Consider the following 20,999-nt stretch of genomic DNA (forward strand, 5'->3'; position numbering starts at 1 on the left):
GATTGGTCATGGGTCGACGGTTTGCCTCGCTGGGGCTCGATGAGGTGGAACGCGCTGAGTTGACGTCGCTGGCGTCGCGCCGAAGCACGGCTCAGGCGTTGGCGCTGCGGGCTCGGATCATCCTGGCCTGTGCCGTAGGCGAGCAGAGCAAGGTCGTGGCGACCCGCCTGGGCATTGATCCGGACACGGTCGGCAAGTGGCGTCGGCGCTTTGCCGAGCATCGGCTGGGAGGGCTTTGGGAGCCGCGATCGGGGACGCCGCGCTGCGAAACCGGAACACGTCCTTCGTGATTGACGGCGAGGCCGTGCTCGGCGTCGACGGCATATCAGTCCCGCAAGTACATGACGAGATGCAGTTCTACGCCTTCGATATCCTGGCGAAAGGCGGCGAGGATCATCGCAAACTGTCGCTATCGATGCCCAAGATCAACCTGGTGCGGCTGTTAGCGCGTCGCGTCGACGGGATCTTCCAGCGACTTCGAGCAGGGCGAGATCGGCCCCGACCTGTTCCGCTACGTCTACCTGATGGGACTGGAAGGGCTGGTTTCCAAGCACCGCGAGCAGCCGCGATCCGTCAATCTGAGTTTTATGGCGCCATCAGCAATAACCACTGAGGCAAGCGAGCCGCTGCGTCGCACGTCAACGGGTTCGGTAGGAGTTGCGTCAGACCCGAGTCTGAATAGGCGTTCTGAGGCGTCGCGACTGTGCCGGCCTGGATCACGAAGAGCCGACAGCCAGGCGCAGCCTTGCCGGTCAGGTCGAATTGCGGGGTGAGACTGAAGCCAGGGACGGTGCCGGCGGCCAAAGCCAAGGACGCCAACAGAAGTAACGGCGAAGCAGTGACCGTCGCTAAGCCGATCATTCGAAGAAACTTGCTGCGCATTCTTATCCTCGCATGCATCTAACGTGCTGCGAGCCTAAGAGACTGCCGCTTTACTGGTCTATGCGAGGTCCGCGGCTTTTGCGGTCAAAGATCATCATCCGAAGATTGTTCATTCTGTTGATTTTGCGAACCACCCCATGCCGGCTCGGGTGAACGGACGTTTAACCATGCATAGGAGGTCTTCCCGCTCGGGGAATTGGTGGTTGCCAGCCTATTTTAACCCTCAGTGGTCTGGGTTTGATCCACCGCAAAGGTTCTCACCCAAAACTAGTTAATGATGTTTTCTATCACCGGGCTCCGGTTCGGCCGTCGCCGGTGACTGAGAGTGTTGTGCTCCCGCCGTTAAATGCGGTGACGTATGCGCATATCCGAGCCCGCTTGGGCCAATTGCTTTAGGCATCTATCGAAATGCCCCGGAGACAATTGGTGTGCCCTTCAGTTTCCGAAGTGCGCCGGATGCCCGAATGCCGCCGCGTTGCCTCATCATTCAGTGGGCGCGCTTGAAGACCCGATGGAATCGGACGAGATCAAAGGGTGGCTTTGCGGGCTTAAGCCATACAGGGATTTCTGTCGCCATCAAAAAGTACGGCCCCCCAGAGTGGGTAGGGTCCCGATCCACTGCTGATGCAGTACCGTCAGCCCTCGTTAGCCTTTTCGAGCTGACTCCGTGGGGCTTACCAGCGGGCAATGTGGGAAGGCCGCGCAAACTATGACAAGCGAAAACGCGCCTTCAAGGCCGATTGAAGCCGCGTGGGAAGCGGTGACACTCGGTGAGGCGGCCAACGTCGCGCTAGCCATCTGGGCCGCAATAGTCGCGGCCCACATCACCGCAGCGTCGGTGTATTTTTGGCGGGAGCAGCGCAGCCCGGCATGGTTGGCCGCTCTTGCGATTTTGGCATACTGGCCGATCTTGGTGCTGATCACATGTCTCGGCCTTGCTTTTAAACATCTAATCCGGCCTCTGATTGAGCAAGTCAAACGGAGAAGGCCCGGTACCAAAAGCCGCCCATTAGTAAGGGCGCCTCAGTTGGCGGCCTCTTCGTCATCATCGACGTCGTCGCCGTATTCAAATGACAGCTGAGTTGGTTCAGTAATCGTGGATGCAATCGATCAAGCTTTGCTTTAAAGGCCGTTTCGATTCGGCGCGGGTCATGGACAAACAACCGATACCCGTCGGTGAACAGATCATCACCATCGTCTTGCTGGTGATCTTCGCGCTCGTGATTTGGTACGGCGCCATGATCTGAGACTTCTTTCTTTGGAGTGGGCCTTGTCTAGCCAGAGAAGCCTTTGGCGAAATTGATCACTTCACCCCATCGAGACGCGTGTCGACCCAGCCGACCTTGCTGCAGGCGGTGCATTTGAGGTGCGCCGAGATGTCATACAAATCCCAGAATTCGGGCTCAACGCTGCCCGTTTAAAATACACACGGGCAGCGTTGGCTCTAGCCCCAGGATGTAAAGCGCAAAATCCTGACGAGTAGAATACTGCGCAGGCGCGCAATCGTTTCGTACCTCGGAGGGGGTAGCTCGCTGATCGTTGTTCGTAGGAACGAATTGATACGGCAAGAGTCGGCGTTCCAGCTCGCAGTCGCTCCTCAGCCCCTGGGAGTAGCGATCCCTGGCGCTGTGACTAACGTCCGGCGCTGGGGGCGCTGGTTAGCTGTCGAAGCGAATTCGGAACATCAGTCGTCAATCTCGCTTAATGACCAGGAGATCGTAGATTGAGCCTGTAAGATTTTTAAGCGGTATCCGATATCCGTCTTCGCCTTCGTGGTGGACAGTGTCTTGAGCCACGCGCTGGAAAGCACCTAGGTCGTTCGAACCATTACCGGCGGGCTGGATTGAGAATGTACGATCATCGACGATTGTAGTGCGGTGCAGCCTCGATCCCTTACGAAGCTTATCGAAGTAGCTCATTCGCATCCTCTCCAGAAAACAATCCAAATAGCAAAAGCGGCAATACCTTATTTGGTTCCGTTCCTGCGGAGGAACCTCGGCCTTGTAACCATGGTGGTTATCTGGATGGTCTTCTTCCAACCTGAAGCGGTGGCGTCCTTCTTTCACGCTTGGGCTTTTGAGACGCGCTGGGAGCAGGCTGCTCACGATCTCCAGTTTTCTGAAAATGGCGCGCGGCCCCCAATGTCCTGCCAGTTAGGCGTAACGTGCACTGCGCCGGCCACGCCGCTTGCCGCACTAAGCCCGATTTCTGAAAGTTAGGCGCTCGACTCGATGCGATTTGTCGCAGAGGGCAGGTCGTTTTGATGGGTTAAATTGACGGAAGGGCGGCCTGGCCAGATGAGAGACTCAGCCCGATGTTGGAGGTTTTGAGCACATGGTCCGTTGAAGCGCTTGCCATTGTCGTCGTTTTTGCGTTGGTGGCGTCGGCCGTGGTGAGGCTTATGCAGGGCCGGAAGCCGTGACGAACGCACTGGGTGTGTGTCGCTCTCGCAACGTCACACTTGTTCCCTTGAGTGCAACCAGCATTTCGACTCCACAACGGCCCCGCGCTGGCGCTTGATAAGCGCAGACCCCGGGGTAGGATTTTGCCTCCAAGGAATCTTCAATCCGGGCCGGGAGACCGCTGTCCAACGTCAGCGGTCTCTTCGTATTTGCTTTGGTGACATTCGATGCCGACGTCCTAGGCCTTTGTCCGTTGTCGGCGGCTGATCACACAAGGCCAAACAGGCCGCCACCATCAGCGCGGCTCCCGCGATGATGAGCCAGTGCGGTAATTCCAGCCATCCCATTGCGGTCTTAATCATGTCCGCTCACTTTTTTTGCCATCCTAAATCAGCCAGACACGCCCTTGGCGAAATTAATTACCTCGCCCGAGCCCCGGGCTGAGTAGGCGGCGCCCAACGGTTGAGGCGTCACAATCTTAATTCGCCTGTGCGAGGGCCTAGGACAGTACCCGATTTGGCGAGATTAGACATTTGAGGCCGGCCCGCTCGAAATATACAGCAACCAGCGGATGGTCACGATTCCCCATGTGGTACTCGAACAGCGCTTCGGCCTCTCCGTCGAGGAGCATCTGAAGAGCGACACGGGAAACAGCCCAATTGCCCCCCGCTATCCGCCTTCCGATGCCGTGCTCTTCGCACCAGTTCCGCAACGTGGAGTGCGATCGGCCAGCGAGCTTGGCTGCGGCACTGAGGGACAAGGCTTCCCGCCGATCGAACGGCCGGAGAATGACGCGGGTCACGTAGAAGTCCAAGCCATCGCCCATCTGTTCGCGAAAGCCCGCAACGTCACGGGCCTGCATTCCCTTCGGTGCATTCTCTTCCCAGGCGGGGATGAAGCGAGACATGCCGTCTTTCAGCAGTAACGACCTGACCTGTTCCATGCCCGCGGCCGTCTCGGCAGCTTCGTGTCCGCCACGACCCGACAGCCACTGTTCGAAGCACAAAGCCGCCGCCTTTACGGCATCTCCTCGCGCCCACGGCAGTATCTCGTACAGGGTTGCTCTCTCGCCACCAGCTGCAATGAGCCCAAAGCGCTGCGCTACACGACCGACCTGCCCGTCAGCTCCGGGTGGCACGTAGGTGTCACAGAGCTTTTCACTACATCCTTGACGGTCCTTCGAATTTCGTCGATCTCGGGAACGATTGCGCCGAGGTACTGTCGCGATGCGACGCCGTAATGCTGTTGCGTTGCAGTCTTTAGATGGACCGCAAGCGCATCAGCCGAACCGAATTCGTGCAGCTGTTCGAACATGCCCATGCCGGCGCCGGCATCGGCCGCCACATCCACGATTCTGATCTGCTGACCGGCTGCTAACCGCTTACCGCGTCCATCCTCAGCGACCTTATCGGAGAGCCCGATCTCCCCCGACGATAGGAACAGGACACGCCACTTAGCTGCTCTCCGGGCCGAGCCGTCGCGCGTGCTGCGCGACTTGCCCGAGCCATTGGCGAGCATGTAGGCCGCCTCGCCAGCGTCTTTTGGCGCCAGCTGGGAAAGCTCGTCCAAGCAAAGCAACGTGTCGCAATGCGCCATTGAGACGCCCTCGAGCCCGTTCGCCGTCGAGCGCCAAGATCTGATATAGCCGTTCGTACCGCCGCCGCCCCAGACGCTGCCAGCAACGTGCAGCGCCGTGCTCTTGCCGGTAGACGATGCGCCCTTGAAGTGGATGCCACCTCCTTCAACCGCGCAGGGGCCAACCAGGGGACCGGCGAATGCCGCTGACAGAGTTAAAACCAGACGGCTGTTACCACGCTCTGCTGCCAGCTCTCCAAGGTCCCCGTCTGCCGAAAAGCATTCTCGTGCGCCGATGCACTCTGCAAAAGCAAGAGGTCACGCTGATCGGCCCCGAAGCAATCGTCCGGCATGACGAACGAATTGCCGTGCCAGCCGACGCGCTGGGTAGCACGAGCTCGGTCAGGCGACTTTACCTGCAGGAGGAAAGAGTTGAACAGGTTACGTGCCGTCTGGCTTGGCGAGATGAAAAAGCCTCCCTCCATGAGGATGCGGCGGGCTTCTGAGCCGTCTCCGGCCAAGGTGGCACGGGGCAGTGCGAATTTATGGTCGCGTCCGTCATGGTCTTTCCAGTGCAACAACACGCCCCAACTGGTGCCATCCGGATCGCGCGTTTCGGCCAGCACATCGAAGTGACCGGCCACCAGGACCACCGGCTTATCCATTTCGTCATGGTTAGCCAAGCCGTGATGTAGCGGCGAACGGTTGGCTCAGCCGAATCGACGCCCTTCCTGGCCCACTCGTTCATAACGGCCTCGCCGAGCTGACTCTTGCTCGGCAAACGCTTATTCGTGCGACCCGGTAGACCGTGTTGCCTCACCAAGCCAAGGGCATATTCCTTGACCGCATCCCAATCATACTCGAGTGGGCGACCGCCCTTGTCGCGCTCCCTAGCTTCAATATTGGCATCGGTCCGGCGCCAGAGTAATACCAGTCAGAGAACGAGCCGGCGTCGATCAACAGGGCGGCCCAAAAGCCATCCGGCTCCTCAAGAAAATTGACATCATCAGCCAGGCCGGGGATGTACGGACCAAACGGAATGCGGCGCGTCTTTCCTGTTGGCACAAAAACCAGTCCATCGTCGAACCAGCTCATGGCGTTTTCCTGCGCCCAAGCCTCGGCAGGTTGGTCGTATCGCCGTCCGGTCTCGGCAAATTGCAGAACGACCGCAATTCACCGGCATTCAGCGCCGCTCGAATTAATTTTTGGCTTTCCTGATAAGCATTGAAGCGCTGTTCAATCGAGTCGTCGGGCAGTTCGCCGGTATTGCCGTCGCGAAGAGTTAGCTCGATCCCCTCGAGGGCTTCCCGAAGATCCTTGTAGTGTGTGCTTTCCCCAGCCTCTCATAGGCGTTTATCTCTGCGAGGGTCATCTCGGCGTGATCCCACAGGCGCTCGTCCAATTCCCGCGCTATCAGCAACACGGCCCTTTCGAGCGCGTAGAACCCCTTCGGGACAAAGTCCGCCATCTGCACTTCCGCTCGTGCTTCCGCATATGGACGACGCGGCAGGCTGGTGCGGACCAGCTTTTTGGGAGCGACCCTAGCCGCGCCGATTCCTGATCAGGCCCTTCTTTGCTGAACGGCCTTCGGTTTTCTCCCAGTCATGGTACCGTCGATATGGCGCGCAATCTTGTCTGCGGCTGCCAACATCGCCGAATCAATCTTGTGAATGTAGCCCTCGGTTACGCTTGTCCCCGCGTGTCCCACCATTCCCTTGATCGTCGGGATGGTGAAGCCTAGATCCTCTGCTGTAGAACTGAAGGAGTGCCGGAGGCCGTGGCACGTAATCCCATGCACTTCCGCCGCTGATACCTTCTGCAACCAGCGCGTCAGACCCGTGTGATGCTTCTTGTGGTTCGTGATGGCGGAAAGACGTATCTCGATCTCGATTTGGCAGCTGCGGCAGTCAGAATTTTGATGACCGCCGCGCCAACCGGCCGGATGCTCTCGCCTTCCTTGGAGTTCCCGAGACGCAAGGCCATGCCGGTGCTATCCACCTCGGTCTTTAGCAGTCCTTCGATTTCATCTAGCCGGCAGCCGGTCAGAGCTGCAACACTGCTCGCCATGACACGCTGCCAGTGATGACCGTTCGTCTCCGCGACGGCCAGGCACTTGCCCAACCGACGATACCCTGCTTCGTCGAGACGCCATTTGCGGTTTCCATCCTTGGGTCGAACAACGCCGTTGATGGGATTGTCGGGGCGGTAGCCTTCCTTGACGCCATAGCTGAATATTCCACCAAGCAATCCCATGGTGCGGGCAGCTGTCCCCTTCCCGCCCTTTACAATCGCTCGGCCTAACCCTCGCGGAGAAGGCGCAGGCCCGGCAGACGAAGTTGAGTGCGAGCCAGAAGCAGAAACAATCACGAGGCCACCGCCTCAAAAGGGACGATCCATAATCGGCTGTGTGTTCCGCTGTCCGGCGGGACTGTTGTCAGTTGACGATGCCGTTCCCGTTGCAGTGGTAGCATTCACGGTGGATTGACTCTTTCACGCACGCAGCGTTGCGGCAGTCATAGACAAAGTGCTGGTGCAGAGGGGCACACCGCGCGCAATCCACCAGCACGTCAATCTTGATCTCCCTGAGCCGTTGCATCGTCCGCAGGGCCGAGCGTCCGTCGAGCTTGCCGAGCACATCGGGCTGTTCCCTTCGTCTGCGTGGTCCTGGATCGGACATACGCGGAAGAGCGACAGCGCTCTTGATCAAAGGCTGGTCATTTTGCCAGAGCAGCTTCATGGTTTCACCTATTCGTCCCGGCACTCGAGCTCCCAAAAGTTATGGGGCCGTGGCGACGTCGCTCGTGAGACCCGCGCCGAGCTTTTCAACCAAAGCCAAGCATTCACGCACGGCAGCTTCACGGATCACAAGTCGTTGGCCTTCTCGATAATTTGTATCGCGCGTCTTGGCGACATAGTCGGCATCCACGAGGCCTTCGCGATGCGCGAGCAAGTGACGCTGCTGGAACCCTCGGTTCAGCTTCGCCAGCTCTTCTGGACTCAAGTAAACGTCATATCCGTTTCCGAACGTGCTCTGCCAATGGCGGCTGCCTTCTTCCAAATTCTGGAAAACATTGCGCCGCAACTTGGGCTGTCCTGGCTTCTTATCGTACAGGGCTTCCGCAAATCTCTGAAATGCGGTCACCAGGCGCTGCAGTGAATCCTCGGTAAGCATGCGGAGGGTATTTTCTGCACTATCACGATCGGGTAAACTAGCGGCAATGGCAGAAAGATTGTCGAGGGTGGCACGTATCGTGCCGAGAGATTGAGTAAAGACGAGGTCGGCGGCATTGTGTCCGCAAGCGGGGCAGAAGTACGCGGACCCAATCACTGCATATCGGCAGGAATACTGGGGACACTTGATCTTCAGCTGCATAGGGTCTGTCGCGGCAGCAGGAAGCACAATTTCTTTTGGCTTCGCGTCGACTTGCAACGACATGGATATGAAAGAGCGGCGCGGCTGCTTTCGATTGAACCGCTTAGCGTCCCGAACCATCGCGGAATTGACGCGGTGCTTGACTTCCGCGAAAGCGGCTTCCTTCGCCTTTTCGATCTGCTCATGTGTCCACCACGAGTCGGACGCAGCCTCGCGACCGCAGAATGGGCACCATACAGCTTCATCTCGAACGATGTCGCGCCAATCGTTCTCATGTACCTTGAAAAGAAATTCGCACTCTGTGGCCGGGCATTGCCGGTCCCAATAGCCGTCAACATCGCCCTCGGAAGAGACCGGAACGGAAATCTTCGTCCCATCTAATCCCTTCAGGGTCTTAATAAGGTCCTCAAACATTAATGCCCTCCGAGTCGCATTTCCTAAAATATCACGGACTGGAACTCCCGTTCTGCCGGACGATTCCCTTCAACTACCGCAGCCGTCGCCTGATTTGAGCTTCGGTATCCTCTTGATTGGCCTCGTACTCACAGGTCTTCACCATATTCATAAGGAGCGAGCCAGAAACAAACGGATGTGAGAACTGCAGCGCCTGACCCCATCTCCGATTTTGTTCAGCCAGCTGCCGCTCTTGTCCTCCCTCGCCCTTCCCGTGGACTCCCCGTAAGTTATAAAGACCAGTGCACACGCCCTGCGAGATTTTCTCGGATTGGATAATCCTCCATAACGTCTCGCACCGGTTCACATGGCCAGATGCCTTCGTCGTCAGCAGGAGCATGGGCTAGCAACTTGCCAAGACAGATGTGGGCAATTTCCGCGCGAGCTAGTTGCGAACAGGTCTCTCGGACAGTCTTGACCCACTTAGCGAGAAAATCTGTTTTCAGCTCGCCGAGATCATTATGTCCCGGCGTAACCTGAAGCGCATCCAGCAACTTGTATCCACGTTCGGCGAGATGTTTGGCATTTTCCGGCGCAACTTTCCACTCCGGTGGATCTTCGCCATCGTCTTTCCGCTTATAGGTCCAAACGATGCCCTGAATGAAAAGCTCCGGATGGGCCTCCATATACTTTTCCAGGTTCGGAATGCAGGATTTCTCGCGAGAGCCCAAACCAGGAGACAAGGCATCGATATACGCTAACTCAAGACTGGCCTTATCTTCGAGCGAAATTCCAGATTCTGGTCGACAAGGGCGAAGGCTCGCCGAATGTCGTATCGCTCAACCTCCCTGTCAAACGCCACAGGTATAAGGTTCTGCGCGCCCTGCGAAAGCTTTGGAAGCACGCCGGGTCTATCGAAGACAAGCACACGATCTCGGTGTCCGCCGAAGTCCGCATCCTCGCTCTTAAAGAGTTGGGCCAAGAAAGCGAGAGCCTCTTGGTACGAGTCGGCCGTGATTGCGATGGGACCATTCGGCGAGTTGGATAACCGCGAAATCATCTTCCGCCGCGCGGCAGCAATAGCGGTTTCGAAAAGCGAGCCAGTCAGTGGAGGGTTGCCCGCCGAGCCGGTTGCCTTGGAGGACCTGCTTAAGGCGCGGGAACATCTGGTTGCCGAGGTGGCGGGAAAAATGCCTGCGGAGCACCGGGAATTTCTGGTGGGATTTAAGCGCGGGCAAGCTAGCCCGTCCTATTCGTGAGAGTGCTTTTTTTAGTCCGCTTGATGTGGCCGCACATCTGCTCTGACGAGGCGCGCGGGATTGCCTTCGGCTTTTCACCGCCTGACGACCCGTACTTTGCAACGCGCTTGGGGTGTAGGTTGGGCGAACGGGGGGCGGACGCCCCGCCGGTCAAGGACCGAGCGGCAGCAGCGCGCCTGGCAAGCCGCGGATCAGGTCGGCTTCGGGACATGCCGCGGCAAACGCAAGGCGAATGCGGCTCGTGGTCTCGACGACACGGGCAGCGAGTTTCAAGAGCCGAAGACGCAGCGTCGCGAACTCGGCTGTGGCCAATTCCCGGGCTTTGGGAATCGCGTCGCGCACGGTCAGCATCAGCCAATAAGCGGCGGTGTGGAGAACGAGGCGGACTTGATTGGCGAGCGCCGAACGGCAGCTGGTGCGATCGGAGGCGAGCTGTGTCTTATGCAGCTTGATCAGATTCTCGGCTTGGCCGCGCGCGCAATACAGGCTGTCGTAGATCCACTCGGCCGAGCCGACATCGAGGCTGGTGACGACGAAGCGGATGTCGAGGCCGAGCATTGTCGCCTCAATACGGGCGACGGTGCGTCGTTCGCGATCCCAGGACTTTGCCTTGTGGCGCGTCTCGGTATAGCCACGCAGAACCGGCAGGTTCTCGATGGCGCGTCGCGTGCGGATGTCGTCGGCGGCCTCGTCGAGTTTTCTGGCGAGCGGCTTGGTGCCGGACAGACCGAAGATGTAGTCGATGCCGTTGGTCTCGCACCACGCCATTGCCTCCGGCCGAGCATAGCGCCCGTCGCCACGGAACGTAATTCGCGTGTTGTGCCACCGCGTCCGGATATGCCGGATCAGGCGGCGCAGATGGGCACGCACCTCGACGCCGCCCGGCGTCTTGCCGGGCCGCAGCACGACCGCCACGGGCCGGCTCTTCTCCGTGTCGTAGACGTGGATCGGCAGGAAGCAGCGTTCGTCATAATGAGCGTTGAACAGCGAGAGCTGCTGATGGCCGTGGACGACATCGCAGGTATCATCGATGTCAAGCGTGACGGATGCCGGCTCGCGCGGGTAGCTATCCATCCATGCATCGACCAAAGTGTAGGTCAGTCGGATCACGTCGCGCAGGCGCGGAGCATTCTCCAGCCGCGACAGCGTCGGTTGGGAACACAGATCGCGACCCGTCTCCGGCAGCCGTCCGCAGGCCAGCTTGAATGCGGGATCGGACCGCAGATGATCGAGGTCGTCGGCGTCCTCGTAGCCGCAGCAGATCGCGAACATGCGCGCGCGGAACATATCGACAAGGCTGTGCACGACCCGCGTCGGATCGCGCCGATCCGGGAACACCCGGGCCAAATTGTCGGCCAAGCCGAGACGCCGCTCGGCCATCGCCAGAAGCATCACGCCCCCGTTCGAGGTCAGCCGACCGCCTTCGAAGGCAGCTGTGACTTTCTTGGCGTGAACGGCTGGAAACGAGAAGGGCGGAATCGTATCATCGGTCATGGCGGGCGTGGTGTTCGCGGCTGAAGGTGATGGGGTTGGCTTTGCAACCGAATCCTACGCCGCATCAGCGCTTTACACCACGCTCGCCAGCCTCTCAGGCGCCCTCTGACGAATAAGACGGGCTAGTTGACCTGTGGACGTGAGGTAGCGTGGATCCAGACAATCTTGACACACCCAATGTAACAGCTTGGCTGCAGGTGTAGCACCCGGAATTGCGAGAGCAAGCGGAATAGGTCGGGGATGTCCCGATTGGTGTTGAACTAGGTCGGGCCGACGTTGCCGGAATGAATGTTACGCGGCCCTCGAGACGTGGGCAACGAGCTTGATCGTCATGCGATCGTGGTGAGCTTGAAGGGCCGCACGCAGAACCGACAATTGCTTATGCGCCTTCAATCGTCGGAAGCCCTTGTTGGCCTCGATCATGCCGGCCGCGCCCCATCGCAACGCCATACCGGCATCCCGCCAGCGTTCGGCGTTGCGCGTGACGCGGCGAATGGTGCCCATCATGTTCTCGGCGATGTTGGTACAAGCGAGCGATCGACGAAGCTCCTTCGGCAGCTTCAACCGGACGACAGTCAGGATTTCGTCGAGGCCTTCGAGGATGCTGGCCGCTACGCCGGGGCATTGCTGGTCGAGTCGACGCGCGAGATTGCGGATCAATTTTTCAGCCTTGTCGGCGTCATCGAGCTCCCAGGCCTGGCGCAGCACCCGATCTTTCGGCAGGCGTTCCATGATGTTGCGCGCCTTGTGGATCTGGCAGCGCTGGATCGCAGCGGCCGAACCGAAGGTGCGGCGGATCGCCTTCGACAACGCTTTCACGCCGTCGGCGATGAACAGTGTTGGCACCGTCGGGTCGAGCCCGCGCGAGACCAGGTTGTCCAGCAGGGCCTGAACCGTTGCGGCATTCTGGGTCGCCCCTTCCACCAGCGCCAGCGGATGCTTGTTGCCTTCGCCGTCAACCCCGATCGCGGCGACCAGCACGAGATCGTCGCCGAGATGCATCCCGTCGATTTGGACCACCAGAAGGTCGAGCGCGGACAGATCGGCAGCCATGAAGTCAGCCAGCCGCGCCGCCGACAGCGCTACGAACCTCCGCGAGGCCGCCGACTTCGAAACCCCCGGTCCGGGCGGTGCCGGCACGTGACCTTCGGGCAGCCGGACAGCGCGGCCGAACCGGCGCGTCGATACATTGATCAGCATCAGGTTCATCGCCCAGCGACCGAGCCAGTCCTCCTGCGCCGCCGTTTCCCAGCTCGGGATCGTGACCTCGCCGCCATCCACGCCCCGGACCCGCGGGCGCTCGACCTCGATCTTGCCGCCGTGGAAACCGATCCGTCCCTGCGTTCGGCCCCAACGGTGCGCCCGCCGCGCCGCATCGCGACCGTGGCGCGGCCCGCAGGCCGCCGTCACATCCGCCTCCATCATCGTGCCGAGCGCCTCGATCCCTGCTGCAAGGCAGAACCGATCGAAGCTCGCCCGCACTTCCGCAAACGCTTCGTCCACCGCCCCGGTCGCCGGCCAACCAGCCGGTGTGATATCTCTCGTCATGGCGTTGCTCTCCTTTGTGGAATCAGCACCCCGAGCCTACCGGCTCAAGGTGGGCAACGCCGACCTCTTCAGAAATTCAACAGAACCCGGGACATCCCCGAAATTCGTTCACGATGGGGTCCGGATCGGCGCCGATCGGCCTCCCGCTATCTTCCAAAGTCACGAACCAGATCAATAGGTGGCCTCACGTCGCCCCGGGGGCGCATTCTGGGGCTTATTTACACTTGGGGCGGACACGCCGCGTCAGGAGAGGCTCCGGACATGGGCGACGCTGCTGGCCGCGCGCCCGATAGAGCTGGACCAGCGATTACTTTGTCCGTCGGACATCTCTTCGTCCGTCATCCGGGACGGATCGAGTAATTCCTCCTTGCCGCAAGCCAATCTCACAGGTTGCGTTAGGGAACCTACAAGGTTTGGCAGGCGGCTAACTCAACAAGCTTAGGTAACCTAACGGCCCCGGTCGCGCAGTACGGGGACATCCCATACGAAGGAGATCGCAGATGGCCTACGAGAACCTCGTCAATCAAAGCGGGCTGACGCTTACGATTTTGCTCATTACGCGTGTTGACTCGGAGCCGAACCAGTAACGGACCGATTGTGGCGGCGGCACTACCGGCGGGCGGCAGGCAGACGGTTGAGTACGGTAATACGCAGACTCCTTTCCTCAACGGGATCGTGATTTCCTTGTCTTTCGATGGGCGTTTTCGAGCGCCTCGCAGACCGTGACAACTCGCGGCAGGAGCCGGAATAATCTGCTGAACGACAAGGCCGACCCTGTCGGCGCCGCCGCCTGCTCGACGGGGTGCCCCAGATGGACGGAAAGCTCAAGCTCATGCCTCCGTCCACTCCCGTGCAGCGGTGATCGCGGGCGCCGAATTGTTAAATGGCCTTCCGGCCGCGACGCATCCTGGTTCCTTCATCTGGGTAGTACACAAGGACCGAAGGTGCTCTGGGACAGAGTATCCCTCGGGACCCCAAGAGGCTATGAAACGACCGCACGTCATCATGGGAGGCGGTATATGCATATGAGCACCAATCTTGCGGTACACGAACCGAGCAACGCGCTCCGGCTGGTGACACAGGCGTATATGAGCCTTCTCCTCATCGCCTTTGCCCTTATGCCCGCCCAGTTCATTGCCTATCTGTATTTCCAGCAGGATCCCACGCTAAAATTCGAGAATCACCTGTTTCATGAATTCGCGATTGCCGTCGCCACCCTCGAAGGGCTGTTCGTCACCTATGTGACGTGGCGTTGCTACCGGTCTTCAGGCGAACCTCTGTTGCGTTGGTTGACGCTGGGTTTTCTCGGCTTCGTGCTGGTCTATTCGCCGCACGGCGCCTTCACCGAGATGGCACACCGCAATATTTGGCTGTTTCTGCTCTATGGGCCAGCGTCGCGTCTCGCGATGTCGATTCTGCTCTTCGTTGGGCTGCTCTGCTACAACCAGCCGTCAGACAAGCGTTCGGATCCGCGCGCATGGCTGATCTGGATCGGCTTATTCCTGACGATGGATATAGCCGTCGCCTTGATCGCCTACTCCCCCTATGCGGGACACCCCGCGGTACGCTTGTCCATGGAGGGCGGCGCAATGGTGTTCAGCGCGCTGAACGTCGCGGTCATGTTCATGCGACGGATTCACTCGCCGCTCATGCTCGTTTTCGGCATTTCGGTCGGGTGGTTTGCGCTATCGTCGCTCGCATTCATTCTGGCGGCGCCGTGGAATCATATGTGGTGGCTCGCCCACGCGATCTTTGCGGGCGGGTTCTTCCTGCTCAGCTATGGCGTTGTCCAGGCGCTCCGAACGACGCAATCCTTCTCGACAATCTATAGCCAGGAAGAAATGATGGCCCGCCTGGCCGAGTCGATGGCCGACACTCAAAGGGCACTACAACAAGTTCAAGTGAGCAATCAAATGTTAGAGCGTCTTGCCGCCACCGACCCACTGACCGGCGCCGGAAATCGGCGACACTTCCTCGAGCATATCGGCGCCGAGATCGCGCGGGCCAAACGAACCGGTGCTCCATTATCTCTGCTGTCGCTCGATCTCGACCATTTCAAGGATATCAATGACTCACGTGGTCACAGCGTCGGCGATGAGGTGCTCCGCGCATTTGTGCGAAAGTGTCTGGAGGCAATTCGCCCTTATGACTCTGTCGCGCGCGTGGGCGGTGAAGAATTCATGGTCTTGCTGCCGGGAGCGACGCTCGACACGGCTTGCGCGGTAGCCGAGCGCCTACGATCGACGATTGAAGGCACTGCATTCGACGTCGAAGCCCGACCGTCGGTCTGCGTCACCATCAGTGTTGGGGTGTCGGAGCTCGGGCGCGATGGAGACACGCTTGACGGATTGCTGAACGTCGCAGATCAGCGGCTCTATCGCGCAAAACATGAAGGTCGCAATCGTGTGATTGCCGCGTAGGCTTCGTTCATTCGCGCGCTTAGCCTAAGGCTGCACGAGCAACGTGGTCGTGACCGGGAATCGCGGCGGCGAACCACGTAGATCGCATCTTGCTTTACGCGGTCGAGCGAGTCTCTTTATCCATCAACGCCGCGAGCCGGACAATGGCTTCGCGGTCGCAAGGTTCGCGCCGAAGCTGGTTGAGCAGGCGCGCCGCACAAAACCTGGTGTTAAGTGTGCATTTATGCCACTTGTAAGAGCTTGCTGGAATAACCGGCGTCAGCGAAGGTTCGACTGTGATGAGTTTGTCAAATCCACGATCGCGCGTATTGCGCGCCGATTGGTTCGATTGGCGTAGTTCTGCCACAAGGGATTTCATCGCTCTCTTTGGGGGCGTCGTTCTTGCTTCGATCTTGGCGCATGTTTATGAGATTGGCCCTCGTTTGTTTCAGCTGGGACGGGGCTATGCGGATTCGGCACTCGACGCCATCGTATTCATGATGTTTGTCGCATTCTTTCTGAGCGTTGCGCTGACAATCTTTAGTGTTCGCCGCTATCGAGATCTCGCCCGAGAAACCAAAGCACGAACCATTGCAGAAGCAGAAGCGCGCGATCTGGCGCGACATGATCCATTGACCGGCCTGCCTAACCGTCGCCTGTTTGATGAAAAACTTGATGCGTGCCTTGGCCTCGCCGGCGACACCCACCAGGTGGCCGTTCTGATGCTTGGCCTTAGGGGCTTCAAGAGAATCAAGGACGCGCATGGCCACGCAGCGGGGGACAAGGCGCTTTGCGAATTTGCCAACAGGCTCGCCGACGTCTTGCGCACGGATGGCGTCCTGGCGAGGATCGGAGGCGACGAATTCGGGATTGTCATGCCAGACATTAGCTCCTTTGAGGATCCCACCAATCTGGCGCGCCGTATTGTGGCGTCCGCCGGCGACACTTTCGCGATCGAGACGGGGTCAGCCGAGCTTGGTGTTGGAATTGGCATCGCCATCGCTCCGATTGACGGCGTCAATCTCCACGAATTGGTCAGGCGCGCAGAACGTGCACTTTATCGCGCACAAGGCGATGGCAGGTCGTGTGTTCGCTTTTTCGAACCAGAGATGGACATGCATGTCGAGCGGCGCATCCAGATCGAGCGAGAGCTTCGCAGCGCGATAACGGCCGATATTATCGAGCCGCACTACCAGCCGTTCGTTTCGCTCAAAAGTAATTGCATCATCGGGTTCGAGGCCCTGGCGCGTTGGGAAAACCGGACTTTTGGGCATATTCCGCCCGACGTGTTTATTCCGATTGCAGAAGAAACTGGCCTCATCAACGCGCTTGGCGATCAGCTTTTTCGCCGCGCCTGTTTTGATGCCAATGTGTGGCCGGAGATGTTTACGCTTGCCTTCAATATTTCGCCGATTCAGTTGCGTGACCCCGCGCTTGGACAGCGCATTCTATCGATCCTTGGGCAAACCGGGGTCAGTCCGAGCCGCCTGGAGATTGAAATTACGGAGAGCGCGTTCGTGGAAAAGACCGGGGTTGCGAAGACCGTGATGGATGAACTCCGTCAAGCCGGCGTCCGCATCGCGCTCGATGATTTCGGTACGGGTTATGCTACGCTTAGCCAGCTGCTTTCGTTTCGTCTCGACAAGATCAAGATAGACCGCAGCTTCGTGTCGCATCTCGACGACAGTACCGACAGCCAGGTGATCGTTCGTGCTATCCTTGGCCTTGCAAATGGATTTGGTTTGACGGCCACGGCCGAGGGTGTCGAAGACGCAGGCCAGCTGGCCTATCTGGTGGCCAATGGTTGCGCAGAAGGACAAGGTTATCTGTTCAGTGATGCCGTCCCGGCCGCCGGTATCCCCGCGCTGCTTAGTCGCCCGTTAAGAAGCTTCCAGGCGACTGATCTGGAATCGTAATTTGGCTGGAATGACGTTCTGAGATTGCAAGGTTTTGGTGTTTTGTGCATCGGAAGCTTGCAATTTCGTTTTCGAGATTCCTCGACGGGCGAAGCATGATTCCCTGTCCGCATCGGAGGGCACGATGCGGCCGAAGAAGCACAAAACGACGGGAGCGAACGATCTTTTCCGGGCGCGGCTCGACCAGATCATCAATCTGAAGCACGAGCTGGTCCGGCTCACCGGCAAGATCGATTGGGACTGGATCGACGGCGAGATCGCGCCGCTCTACAGCGAGAACGGCCGGCCGGGGATTGAGACCCGCTTCGTGATCGGGCTGTTGTTGCTCAAGCGCATTTACGGGCTGTCCGATGAGGGGGTATGCGAACGCTGGGTCCACGACCCGTATTTCCAGTACTTCACTGGCGAAGAGTTCTTCCAGCACGCATTCCCGCACGAGCGCTCGGACCTGAGCCATTGGCGCAAGCGGCTCGGCGACAGACTGGTTCGGATGGACATCAAACAGTTGCGCCAGCTCGGCCAACGTCTTCTCCCCCTTCACGGCCGCCAAAGCCACCTTGCCGTGAATGAAGCCGAAGACGCAGCGTCGCGAACTCGGCAGTGGCCAATTCCCGGACTTTGGGAATCGCGTCGCGCACGGTCAGCATCAGCCAATAAGCGGTGCCGGAGAATGCGTCCGGCGACTCCTCTTCGTCATCTTCGCTCCTGATTCGCGGCAAGAATCCTCGCCGCTCTGACGTAGCGAATGCGTGCGCGTTTAGCCATTCTCGTCTCTCCTAATCTCTCCTAAATCTGCAAGTCCTGAAGGACCAGCATAGACCAATGGTGGGATTCGGCTGCCACCAATCCAGGTAGGTGCGGTGCAGTCCTTCTCCGCGATACTCTTTGCTCGCACCCTTGAGAATTGAGCCTCTCGGGGGGCAAGGTGGTCAGTCTCGCTAGCCCGTCCTATTCGTGAGAGTGCTTTTTTAGTCCGCTAGATGTGGCCGCACATCGGCTCTGACGAGGCGCGCGGGATTGCCTTCGGCTTTTCACCGCCCGACGACCGGTACTTCGCAACGCGCTTGAGGTGTAGGTTGGGCGAACGGGGGGCGCACGCCCCGCCGGTCAAGGACCGAGCGGCAGCAGCGCGCCTGGCAAGCCGCGGATCAGGTCGGCTTCGGGACAGGCCGCGGCAAACGCAAGGCGAATGCGGCTCGTGGTCTCGACGACACGGGCAGCGAGTTTCAAGAGTCGGCTTTAGCGAACACGAATCTCACATTCGCGGATGATCAGGACGCCATAGGCGTCCGATTCCGTCCGCCGGAGCTATCTTCCGTCCTTAAAGGAGGTTTTCATGCGCCAAGAGCGGATCTATCTCGACGCGAGATCGGCCGACAATTTACGCAGCCTGCCTAGTCTGCGAGTGTCTGAACGACTCGATCTGCGGAAACGAGCCAACTCGCTGACGGAAGCGAGCTGACAACCGTCTGAAGCTCTGAAATGCAGGCGGCTATTGCGGGGTTGCGCTTCTCGCCACGCCGGTACGCCACGAAAATTTTTCGCGCGATGGTCGGCCTGATCTCCTTCAGACAGAGCTTTCCAACGTAGTCGCGGCCCCGAAGGCCTGGAATGATCGAAATCGAGCATCCGGCCTCGATCAAGGCGCGCACCACTTCGAAGCCGTGACAGTGCCCATTAATGACGGGATCGAAGCCAGTGTCCCTACAGGCTTTGACAATGACATTGGAATAGGTGATCGAGGCCGTGTCGAGCGCCCATTTCTCTTCGCTCAGTTCACGCAAGGTGGCATACGGGCGATCCGCGAGCGGGTGGCCTTCGGGAAGTAGGACGTGGAGGCTGTCATCGAGCAGATGAAGCATTTCAACCGTCGCCTCGGGAATTCCTGGCGCGGTCGTCAAATCATCCACGATGGCGACGTCCGTCTGCCAGGCGCGGAGAGCGGCTAGGCCGTCCATTGGCTCAAGTTCGTCGAAGGTCGTCGCAAGGTCTGGAAAGCGATTGGCCATGGCCCGCATCGTCCGAGGAATCAATGACGCTGCCACCGATGGAAAAGCCGAAACGCGCAGCTCTCCCGCAACGGTGCGCTTGAGTTCCGCCAGGTCGGTCTTGGCTTCCTCCAGGATGCCGATCACCCTTCCTGCATGTTCGGTGAGGCGCTCGCCTGCGGGAGTCAGGCGGACGCCTCGCCCGCGGCGCTCGACAAGCTCAATCCCAACTTCGTCCTCGAGCAAAGCAATCTGCTGAGAGACAGCGGAGGGCGAGATAAACAAGGCGTCGGCCACCGATGCCATTGTTTTTCGCAGTGACAGCTCGCGAAGTGTGCGCAGGCGGGCAAAGTCCATGCGGTGAACTCGGGTTTTGCTCAGTCCTTAATCATGCAATTTCTCTAACGTATATGTCAATGTTAATTAAGTAGACCTGTATTCATAGTTGCGCCTAGCCTGCTCATTGTGAGAGGGGCGCCCCTTTCCCCTTGATCACGACGGAATTTGGCTATCAGGCTGAAGCTTCCGTGAGGCGACGGTAGCGGACCGAGCTCGAGGAACCACGGCGATCTCGAATTCGCAACTCGTGGAAGAAAATTTTCGCATGGTTCCATGCGGGAACAAACCCATCCGGCAGGAGATAGGGCGCGATTTCGTTGCCGGGTTCGATCGATGACCTAACGAATAGCAGGGGAATTGCGTCATGAAATACGGGAAACTTCTTGCCGCTGGGCTAACCGCGGCTGCAAGCCTTTGGGTGAGCGCTGCTTCGGCCGCCGTGCTGGACACAGTCAAGCAACGCGGCATCCTGAACTGCGGTACGGACAACACCGCGCCGGGCTTCGGCTACCTCAATACGAAGACTGGCAAGATGGAAGGCCTCGACGTGGATTTTTGTCGGGCGATGGCGGCCGCTGTGCTCGGCGACGCCGCGAAGGTCAACTTCGTAGTCGTGACCGACAAGAGTCGGTTCAACGCTCTACAGACCGGCCAGGTCGACGTCGTCTTCGCACACACCACGGTCAAGCCGGTGCGCGAGTCAGCCATCGGTATCGATTTCCTGCCGATCAGTTTCTACGACGGCACCGGCGTCATGGTGAAGGTTGCCTCCGGCGTGAAGTCGGTAGCGGAGCTAGACGGCGCGACGATCTGCACGACCCAGGGCTCCGGTACCGAAAGCACGCTCGCCGGAACCATCAGACAACGTGGCTTCAAAAACACGAAGGTCCTCACTTTTGAGAACCTAGAGAAGCTGTTTGGCGCGCTCGAAGGTGGGCGTTGTAATGCGATGTCAACAGACAAGTCCGCGCTCGCTGCATGGCGAGGAAATTCGGCCAAGCCGGCCGACTACGTGATTCTGCCGGAGACCCTCGATAAGTCGCCGTTTGCCGGCTTCGTGGCCGCCAACAATTCCAGGTGGCGCAACCTGCTGCGCTGGGTGACGTACGCCCTTTTCCAGGCAGAAGAGTGGGACATTACGTCGGTGAATATCGCCGATAAACTGAAGGACGAGAATCCCTTCATCCAGAAGTTCCTCGGTGTGAAGGGCGGCTTCGGAAAGGACTTCGGAGTGGCCGACGATTTCATCGCGACGATGGTGAAGGCGGTCGGCAACTACGGCGAAATCTACGACCGAAATCTCGGACCAACGACGCCCTATTTCATCGACCGCGCCGGCACCCCCAACGCGTCCTGGACGAAGGGCGGAGCCGAATACTCGCCCCCCTGGAATTGAGTCAGGCCTCAGGCGCAAGCCTTCGGGCTTGCGCC

At 59.2% G+C, this 20,999-nt stretch carries 19 protein-coding genes and 2 pseudogenes; 8 read left to right on the plus strand and 13 right to left on the minus strand.

From position 1 onward, the window contains the following. The first annotated feature begins 8 nt into the window (after window positions 1-8). From G6P99_RS38045 to G6P99_RS38055, 3 genes are all read left to right on the plus strand, one after another. Window positions 9-290 (plus strand): helix-turn-helix domain-containing protein, encoded by a 282-nt coding sequence (locus G6P99_RS38045; protein WP_165125850.1) that lies wholly within the window; start codon window positions 9-11, stop codon window positions 288-290. Further along, complete coding sequence (locus G6P99_RS38050) at window positions 287-613, plus strand: hypothetical protein (protein ID WP_156928992.1); 327 nt, start codon at window positions 287-289, stop codon at window positions 611-613. The genes G6P99_RS38045 and G6P99_RS38050 overlap by 4 nt, the downstream gene beginning before the upstream one ends. A gap of 1,369 nt (window positions 614-1,982) precedes the next feature. Next, complete coding sequence (locus G6P99_RS38055) at window positions 1,983-2,129, plus strand: hypothetical protein (protein WP_165123002.1); 147 nt, start codon at window positions 1,983-1,985, stop codon at window positions 2,127-2,129. Between the two features lie 444 nt (window positions 2,130-2,573). On the opposite strand, the gene G6P99_RS38060 is transcribed toward G6P99_RS38055, so the two are convergent. The 9 genes and pseudogenes from G6P99_RS38060 to G6P99_RS38100 form a co-directional block, all read right to left on the minus strand. Next, window positions 2,574-2,801 (minus strand): hypothetical protein, encoded by a 228-nt coding sequence (locus G6P99_RS38060; RefSeq protein WP_029084570.1) that lies wholly within the window; start codon window positions 2,799-2,801, stop codon window positions 2,574-2,576. A gap of 982 nt (window positions 2,802-3,783) precedes the next feature. Next, window positions 3,784-4,227, minus strand: coding sequence for a hypothetical protein (locus G6P99_RS38065; protein WP_334261871.1), 444 nt, complete (start codon window positions 4,225-4,227; stop codon window positions 3,784-3,786). Window positions 4,228-4,385: 158 nt separating this feature from the next. After that, window positions 4,386-5,524 (minus strand): annotated as a pseudogene (locus G6P99_RS38070) (DUF927 domain-containing protein). Window positions 5,525-5,675: 151 nt separating this feature from the next. Further along, window positions 5,676-5,954: a hypothetical protein gene (locus G6P99_RS38075; protein WP_029084985.1), complete on the minus strand. Its 279-nt coding sequence runs from the start codon at window positions 5,952-5,954 to the stop codon at window positions 5,676-5,678. Between the two features lie 187 nt (window positions 5,955-6,141). Beyond that, entirely contained in the window at window positions 6,142-6,327 is a 186-nt protein-coding gene (locus tag G6P99_RS38080; protein WP_165125853.1) for a hypothetical protein, read from the minus strand. Between the two features lie 362 nt (window positions 6,328-6,689). Further along, on the minus strand, window positions 6,690-7,112 hold the full coding sequence (locus G6P99_RS38085; protein WP_029084988.1) for a hypothetical protein: 423 nt from the start codon (window positions 7,110-7,112) through the stop codon (window positions 6,690-6,692). Window positions 7,113-7,293: 181 nt separating this feature from the next. Beyond that, window positions 7,294-7,596 (minus strand): hypothetical protein, encoded by a 303-nt coding sequence (locus G6P99_RS38090; RefSeq protein ID WP_029084989.1) that lies wholly within the window; start codon window positions 7,594-7,596, stop codon window positions 7,294-7,296. Window positions 7,597-7,635: 39 nt separating this feature from the next. Then, complete coding sequence (locus G6P99_RS38095; RefSeq protein ID WP_029084990.1) at window positions 7,636-8,646, minus strand: hypothetical protein; 1,011 nt, start codon at window positions 8,644-8,646, stop codon at window positions 7,636-7,638. Between the two features lie 269 nt (window positions 8,647-8,915). Next, window positions 8,916-9,311: a hypothetical protein gene (locus G6P99_RS38100; RefSeq protein ID WP_156929076.1), complete on the minus strand. Its 396-nt coding sequence runs from the start codon at window positions 9,309-9,311 to the stop codon at window positions 8,916-8,918. A gap of 327 nt (window positions 9,312-9,638) precedes the next feature. Between G6P99_RS38100 and G6P99_RS38105 the strand changes: the two genes are divergently transcribed. Next, window positions 9,639-9,884, plus strand: a complete 246-nt coding sequence (locus tag G6P99_RS38105) for a hypothetical protein (RefSeq protein ID WP_156929077.1) — start codon at window positions 9,639-9,641, stop codon at window positions 9,882-9,884. 150 nt (window positions 9,885-10,034) lie between these two features. Here G6P99_RS38105 and G6P99_RS38110 read toward each other — a convergent pair whose 3' ends face one another. Together G6P99_RS38110 and G6P99_RS38115 are read right to left on the minus strand one after the other, a co-directional pair. Continuing rightward, window positions 10,035-11,378 carry an IS1380 family transposase gene (locus G6P99_RS38110; RefSeq protein WP_165125856.1) on the minus strand — a complete coding sequence of 448 codons (1,344 nt, stop codon included), beginning with the start codon at window positions 11,376-11,378 and terminating at the stop codon, window positions 10,035-10,037. 291 nt (window positions 11,379-11,669) lie between these two features. Continuing rightward, window positions 11,670-12,926 carry an IS256 family transposase gene (locus G6P99_RS38115; RefSeq protein WP_165125859.1) on the minus strand — a complete coding sequence of 419 codons (1,257 nt, stop codon included), beginning with the start codon at window positions 12,924-12,926 and terminating at the stop codon, window positions 11,670-11,672. A 1,019-nt stretch (window positions 12,927-13,945) separates the two neighbouring features. Between G6P99_RS38115 and G6P99_RS38120 the strand changes: the two genes are divergently transcribed. The 3 genes and pseudogenes from G6P99_RS38120 to G6P99_RS38130 all read left to right on the plus strand — a co-directional run. Further along, a complete protein-coding gene (locus G6P99_RS38120; protein ID WP_275949030.1) occupies window positions 13,946-15,346 on the plus strand; it encodes a GGDEF domain-containing protein in 1,401 nt (466 codons plus the stop codon). Between the two features lie 278 nt (window positions 15,347-15,624). Further along, window positions 15,625-17,241 (plus strand): putative bifunctional diguanylate cyclase/phosphodiesterase, encoded by a 1,617-nt coding sequence (locus G6P99_RS38125; RefSeq protein ID WP_165125862.1) that lies wholly within the window; start codon window positions 15,625-15,627, stop codon window positions 17,239-17,241. A gap of 124 nt (window positions 17,242-17,365) precedes the next feature. Further along, window positions 17,366-17,752: pseudogene (locus G6P99_RS38130) on the plus strand (transposase); the annotation flags it as partial. Between the two features lie 596 nt (window positions 17,753-18,348). Here the strand turns inward: G6P99_RS38130 and G6P99_RS38140 are convergent. Then, window positions 18,349-18,471: a transposase gene (locus tag G6P99_RS38140; RefSeq protein WP_051346802.1), complete on the minus strand. Its 123-nt coding sequence runs from the start codon at window positions 18,469-18,471 to the stop codon at window positions 18,349-18,351. A gap of 164 nt (window positions 18,472-18,635) precedes the next feature. After that, window positions 18,636-19,586: a LysR family transcriptional regulator gene (locus G6P99_RS38145; RefSeq protein WP_051346801.1), complete on the minus strand. Its 951-nt coding sequence runs from the start codon at window positions 19,584-19,586 to the stop codon at window positions 18,636-18,638. A 346-nt stretch (window positions 19,587-19,932) separates the two neighbouring features. Between G6P99_RS38145 and G6P99_RS38150 the strand changes: the two genes are divergently transcribed. After that, complete coding sequence (locus G6P99_RS38150; RefSeq protein ID WP_029084903.1) at window positions 19,933-20,964, plus strand: transporter substrate-binding domain-containing protein; 1,032 nt, start codon at window positions 19,933-19,935, stop codon at window positions 20,962-20,964. The last annotated feature ends 35 nt before the right edge of the window (window positions 20,965-20,999 follow it).

Origin of the sequence: Bradyrhizobium sp. 6(2017), from assembly GCF_011058295.2 — a bacterium.
In the GTDB taxonomy this organism is placed as follows: Bacteria; Pseudomonadota; Alphaproteobacteria; order Rhizobiales; family Xanthobacteraceae; genus Bradyrhizobium; species Bradyrhizobium septentrionale.

Bases quoted from the DNA above. Each gene is read 5' to 3' on its own strand.
- G6P99_RS38120 (WP_275949030.1), top strand. From the start codon at position 13,946: ATGCATATGAGCACCAATCTTGCGGTACACGAACCGAGCAACGCGCTC.
- G6P99_RS38115 (WP_165125859.1), bottom strand. From the start codon at position 12,926: ATGACGAGAGATATCACACCGGCTGGTTGGCCGGCGACCGGGGCGGTG.
- G6P99_RS38110 (WP_165125856.1), bottom strand. From the start codon at position 11,378: ATGACCGATGATACGATTCCGCCCTTCTCGTTTCCAGCCGTTCACGCC.
- G6P99_RS38080 (WP_165125853.1), bottom strand. From the start codon at position 6,327: ATGGCGGACTTTGTCCCGAAGGGGTTCTACGCGCTCGAAAGGGCCGTG.
- G6P99_RS38145 (WP_051346801.1), bottom strand. From the start codon at position 19,586: ATGGACTTTGCCCGCCTGCGCACACTTCGCGAGCTGTCACTGCGAAAA.
- G6P99_RS38075 (WP_029084985.1), bottom strand. From the start codon at position 5,954: ATGAGCTGGTTCGACGATGGACTGGTTTTTGTGCCAACAGGAAAGACG.
- G6P99_RS38045 (WP_165125850.1), top strand. From the start codon at position 9: ATGGGTCGACGGTTTGCCTCGCTGGGGCTCGATGAGGTGGAACGCGCT.
- G6P99_RS38060 (WP_029084570.1), bottom strand. From the start codon at position 2,801: ATGAGCTACTTCGATAAGCTTCGTAAGGGATCGAGGCTGCACCGCACT.
- G6P99_RS38125 (WP_165125862.1), top strand. From the start codon at position 15,625: ATGAGTTTGTCAAATCCACGATCGCGCGTATTGCGCGCCGATTGGTTC.
- G6P99_RS38055 (WP_165123002.1), top strand. From the start codon at position 1,983: ATGCAATCGATCAAGCTTTGCTTTAAAGGCCGTTTCGATTCGGCGCGG.
- G6P99_RS38090 (WP_029084989.1), bottom strand. From the start codon at position 7,596: ATGAAGCTGCTCTGGCAAAATGACCAGCCTTTGATCAAGAGCGCTGTC.
- G6P99_RS38100 (WP_156929076.1), bottom strand. From the start codon at position 9,311: ATGGAGGCCCATCCGGAGCTTTTCATTCAGGGCATCGTTTGGACCTAT.
- G6P99_RS38065 (WP_334261871.1), bottom strand. From the start codon at position 4,227: ATGGAACAGGTCAGGTCGTTACTGCTGAAAGACGGCATGTCTCGCTTC.
- G6P99_RS38150 (WP_029084903.1), top strand. From the start codon at position 19,933: ATGAAATACGGGAAACTTCTTGCCGCTGGGCTAACCGCGGCTGCAAGC.
- G6P99_RS38085 (WP_029084988.1), bottom strand. From the start codon at position 7,112: ATGGGATTGCTTGGTGGAATATTCAGCTATGGCGTCAAGGAAGGCTAC.
- G6P99_RS38095 (WP_029084990.1), bottom strand. From the start codon at position 8,646: ATGTTTGAGGACCTTATTAAGACCCTGAAGGGATTAGATGGGACGAAG.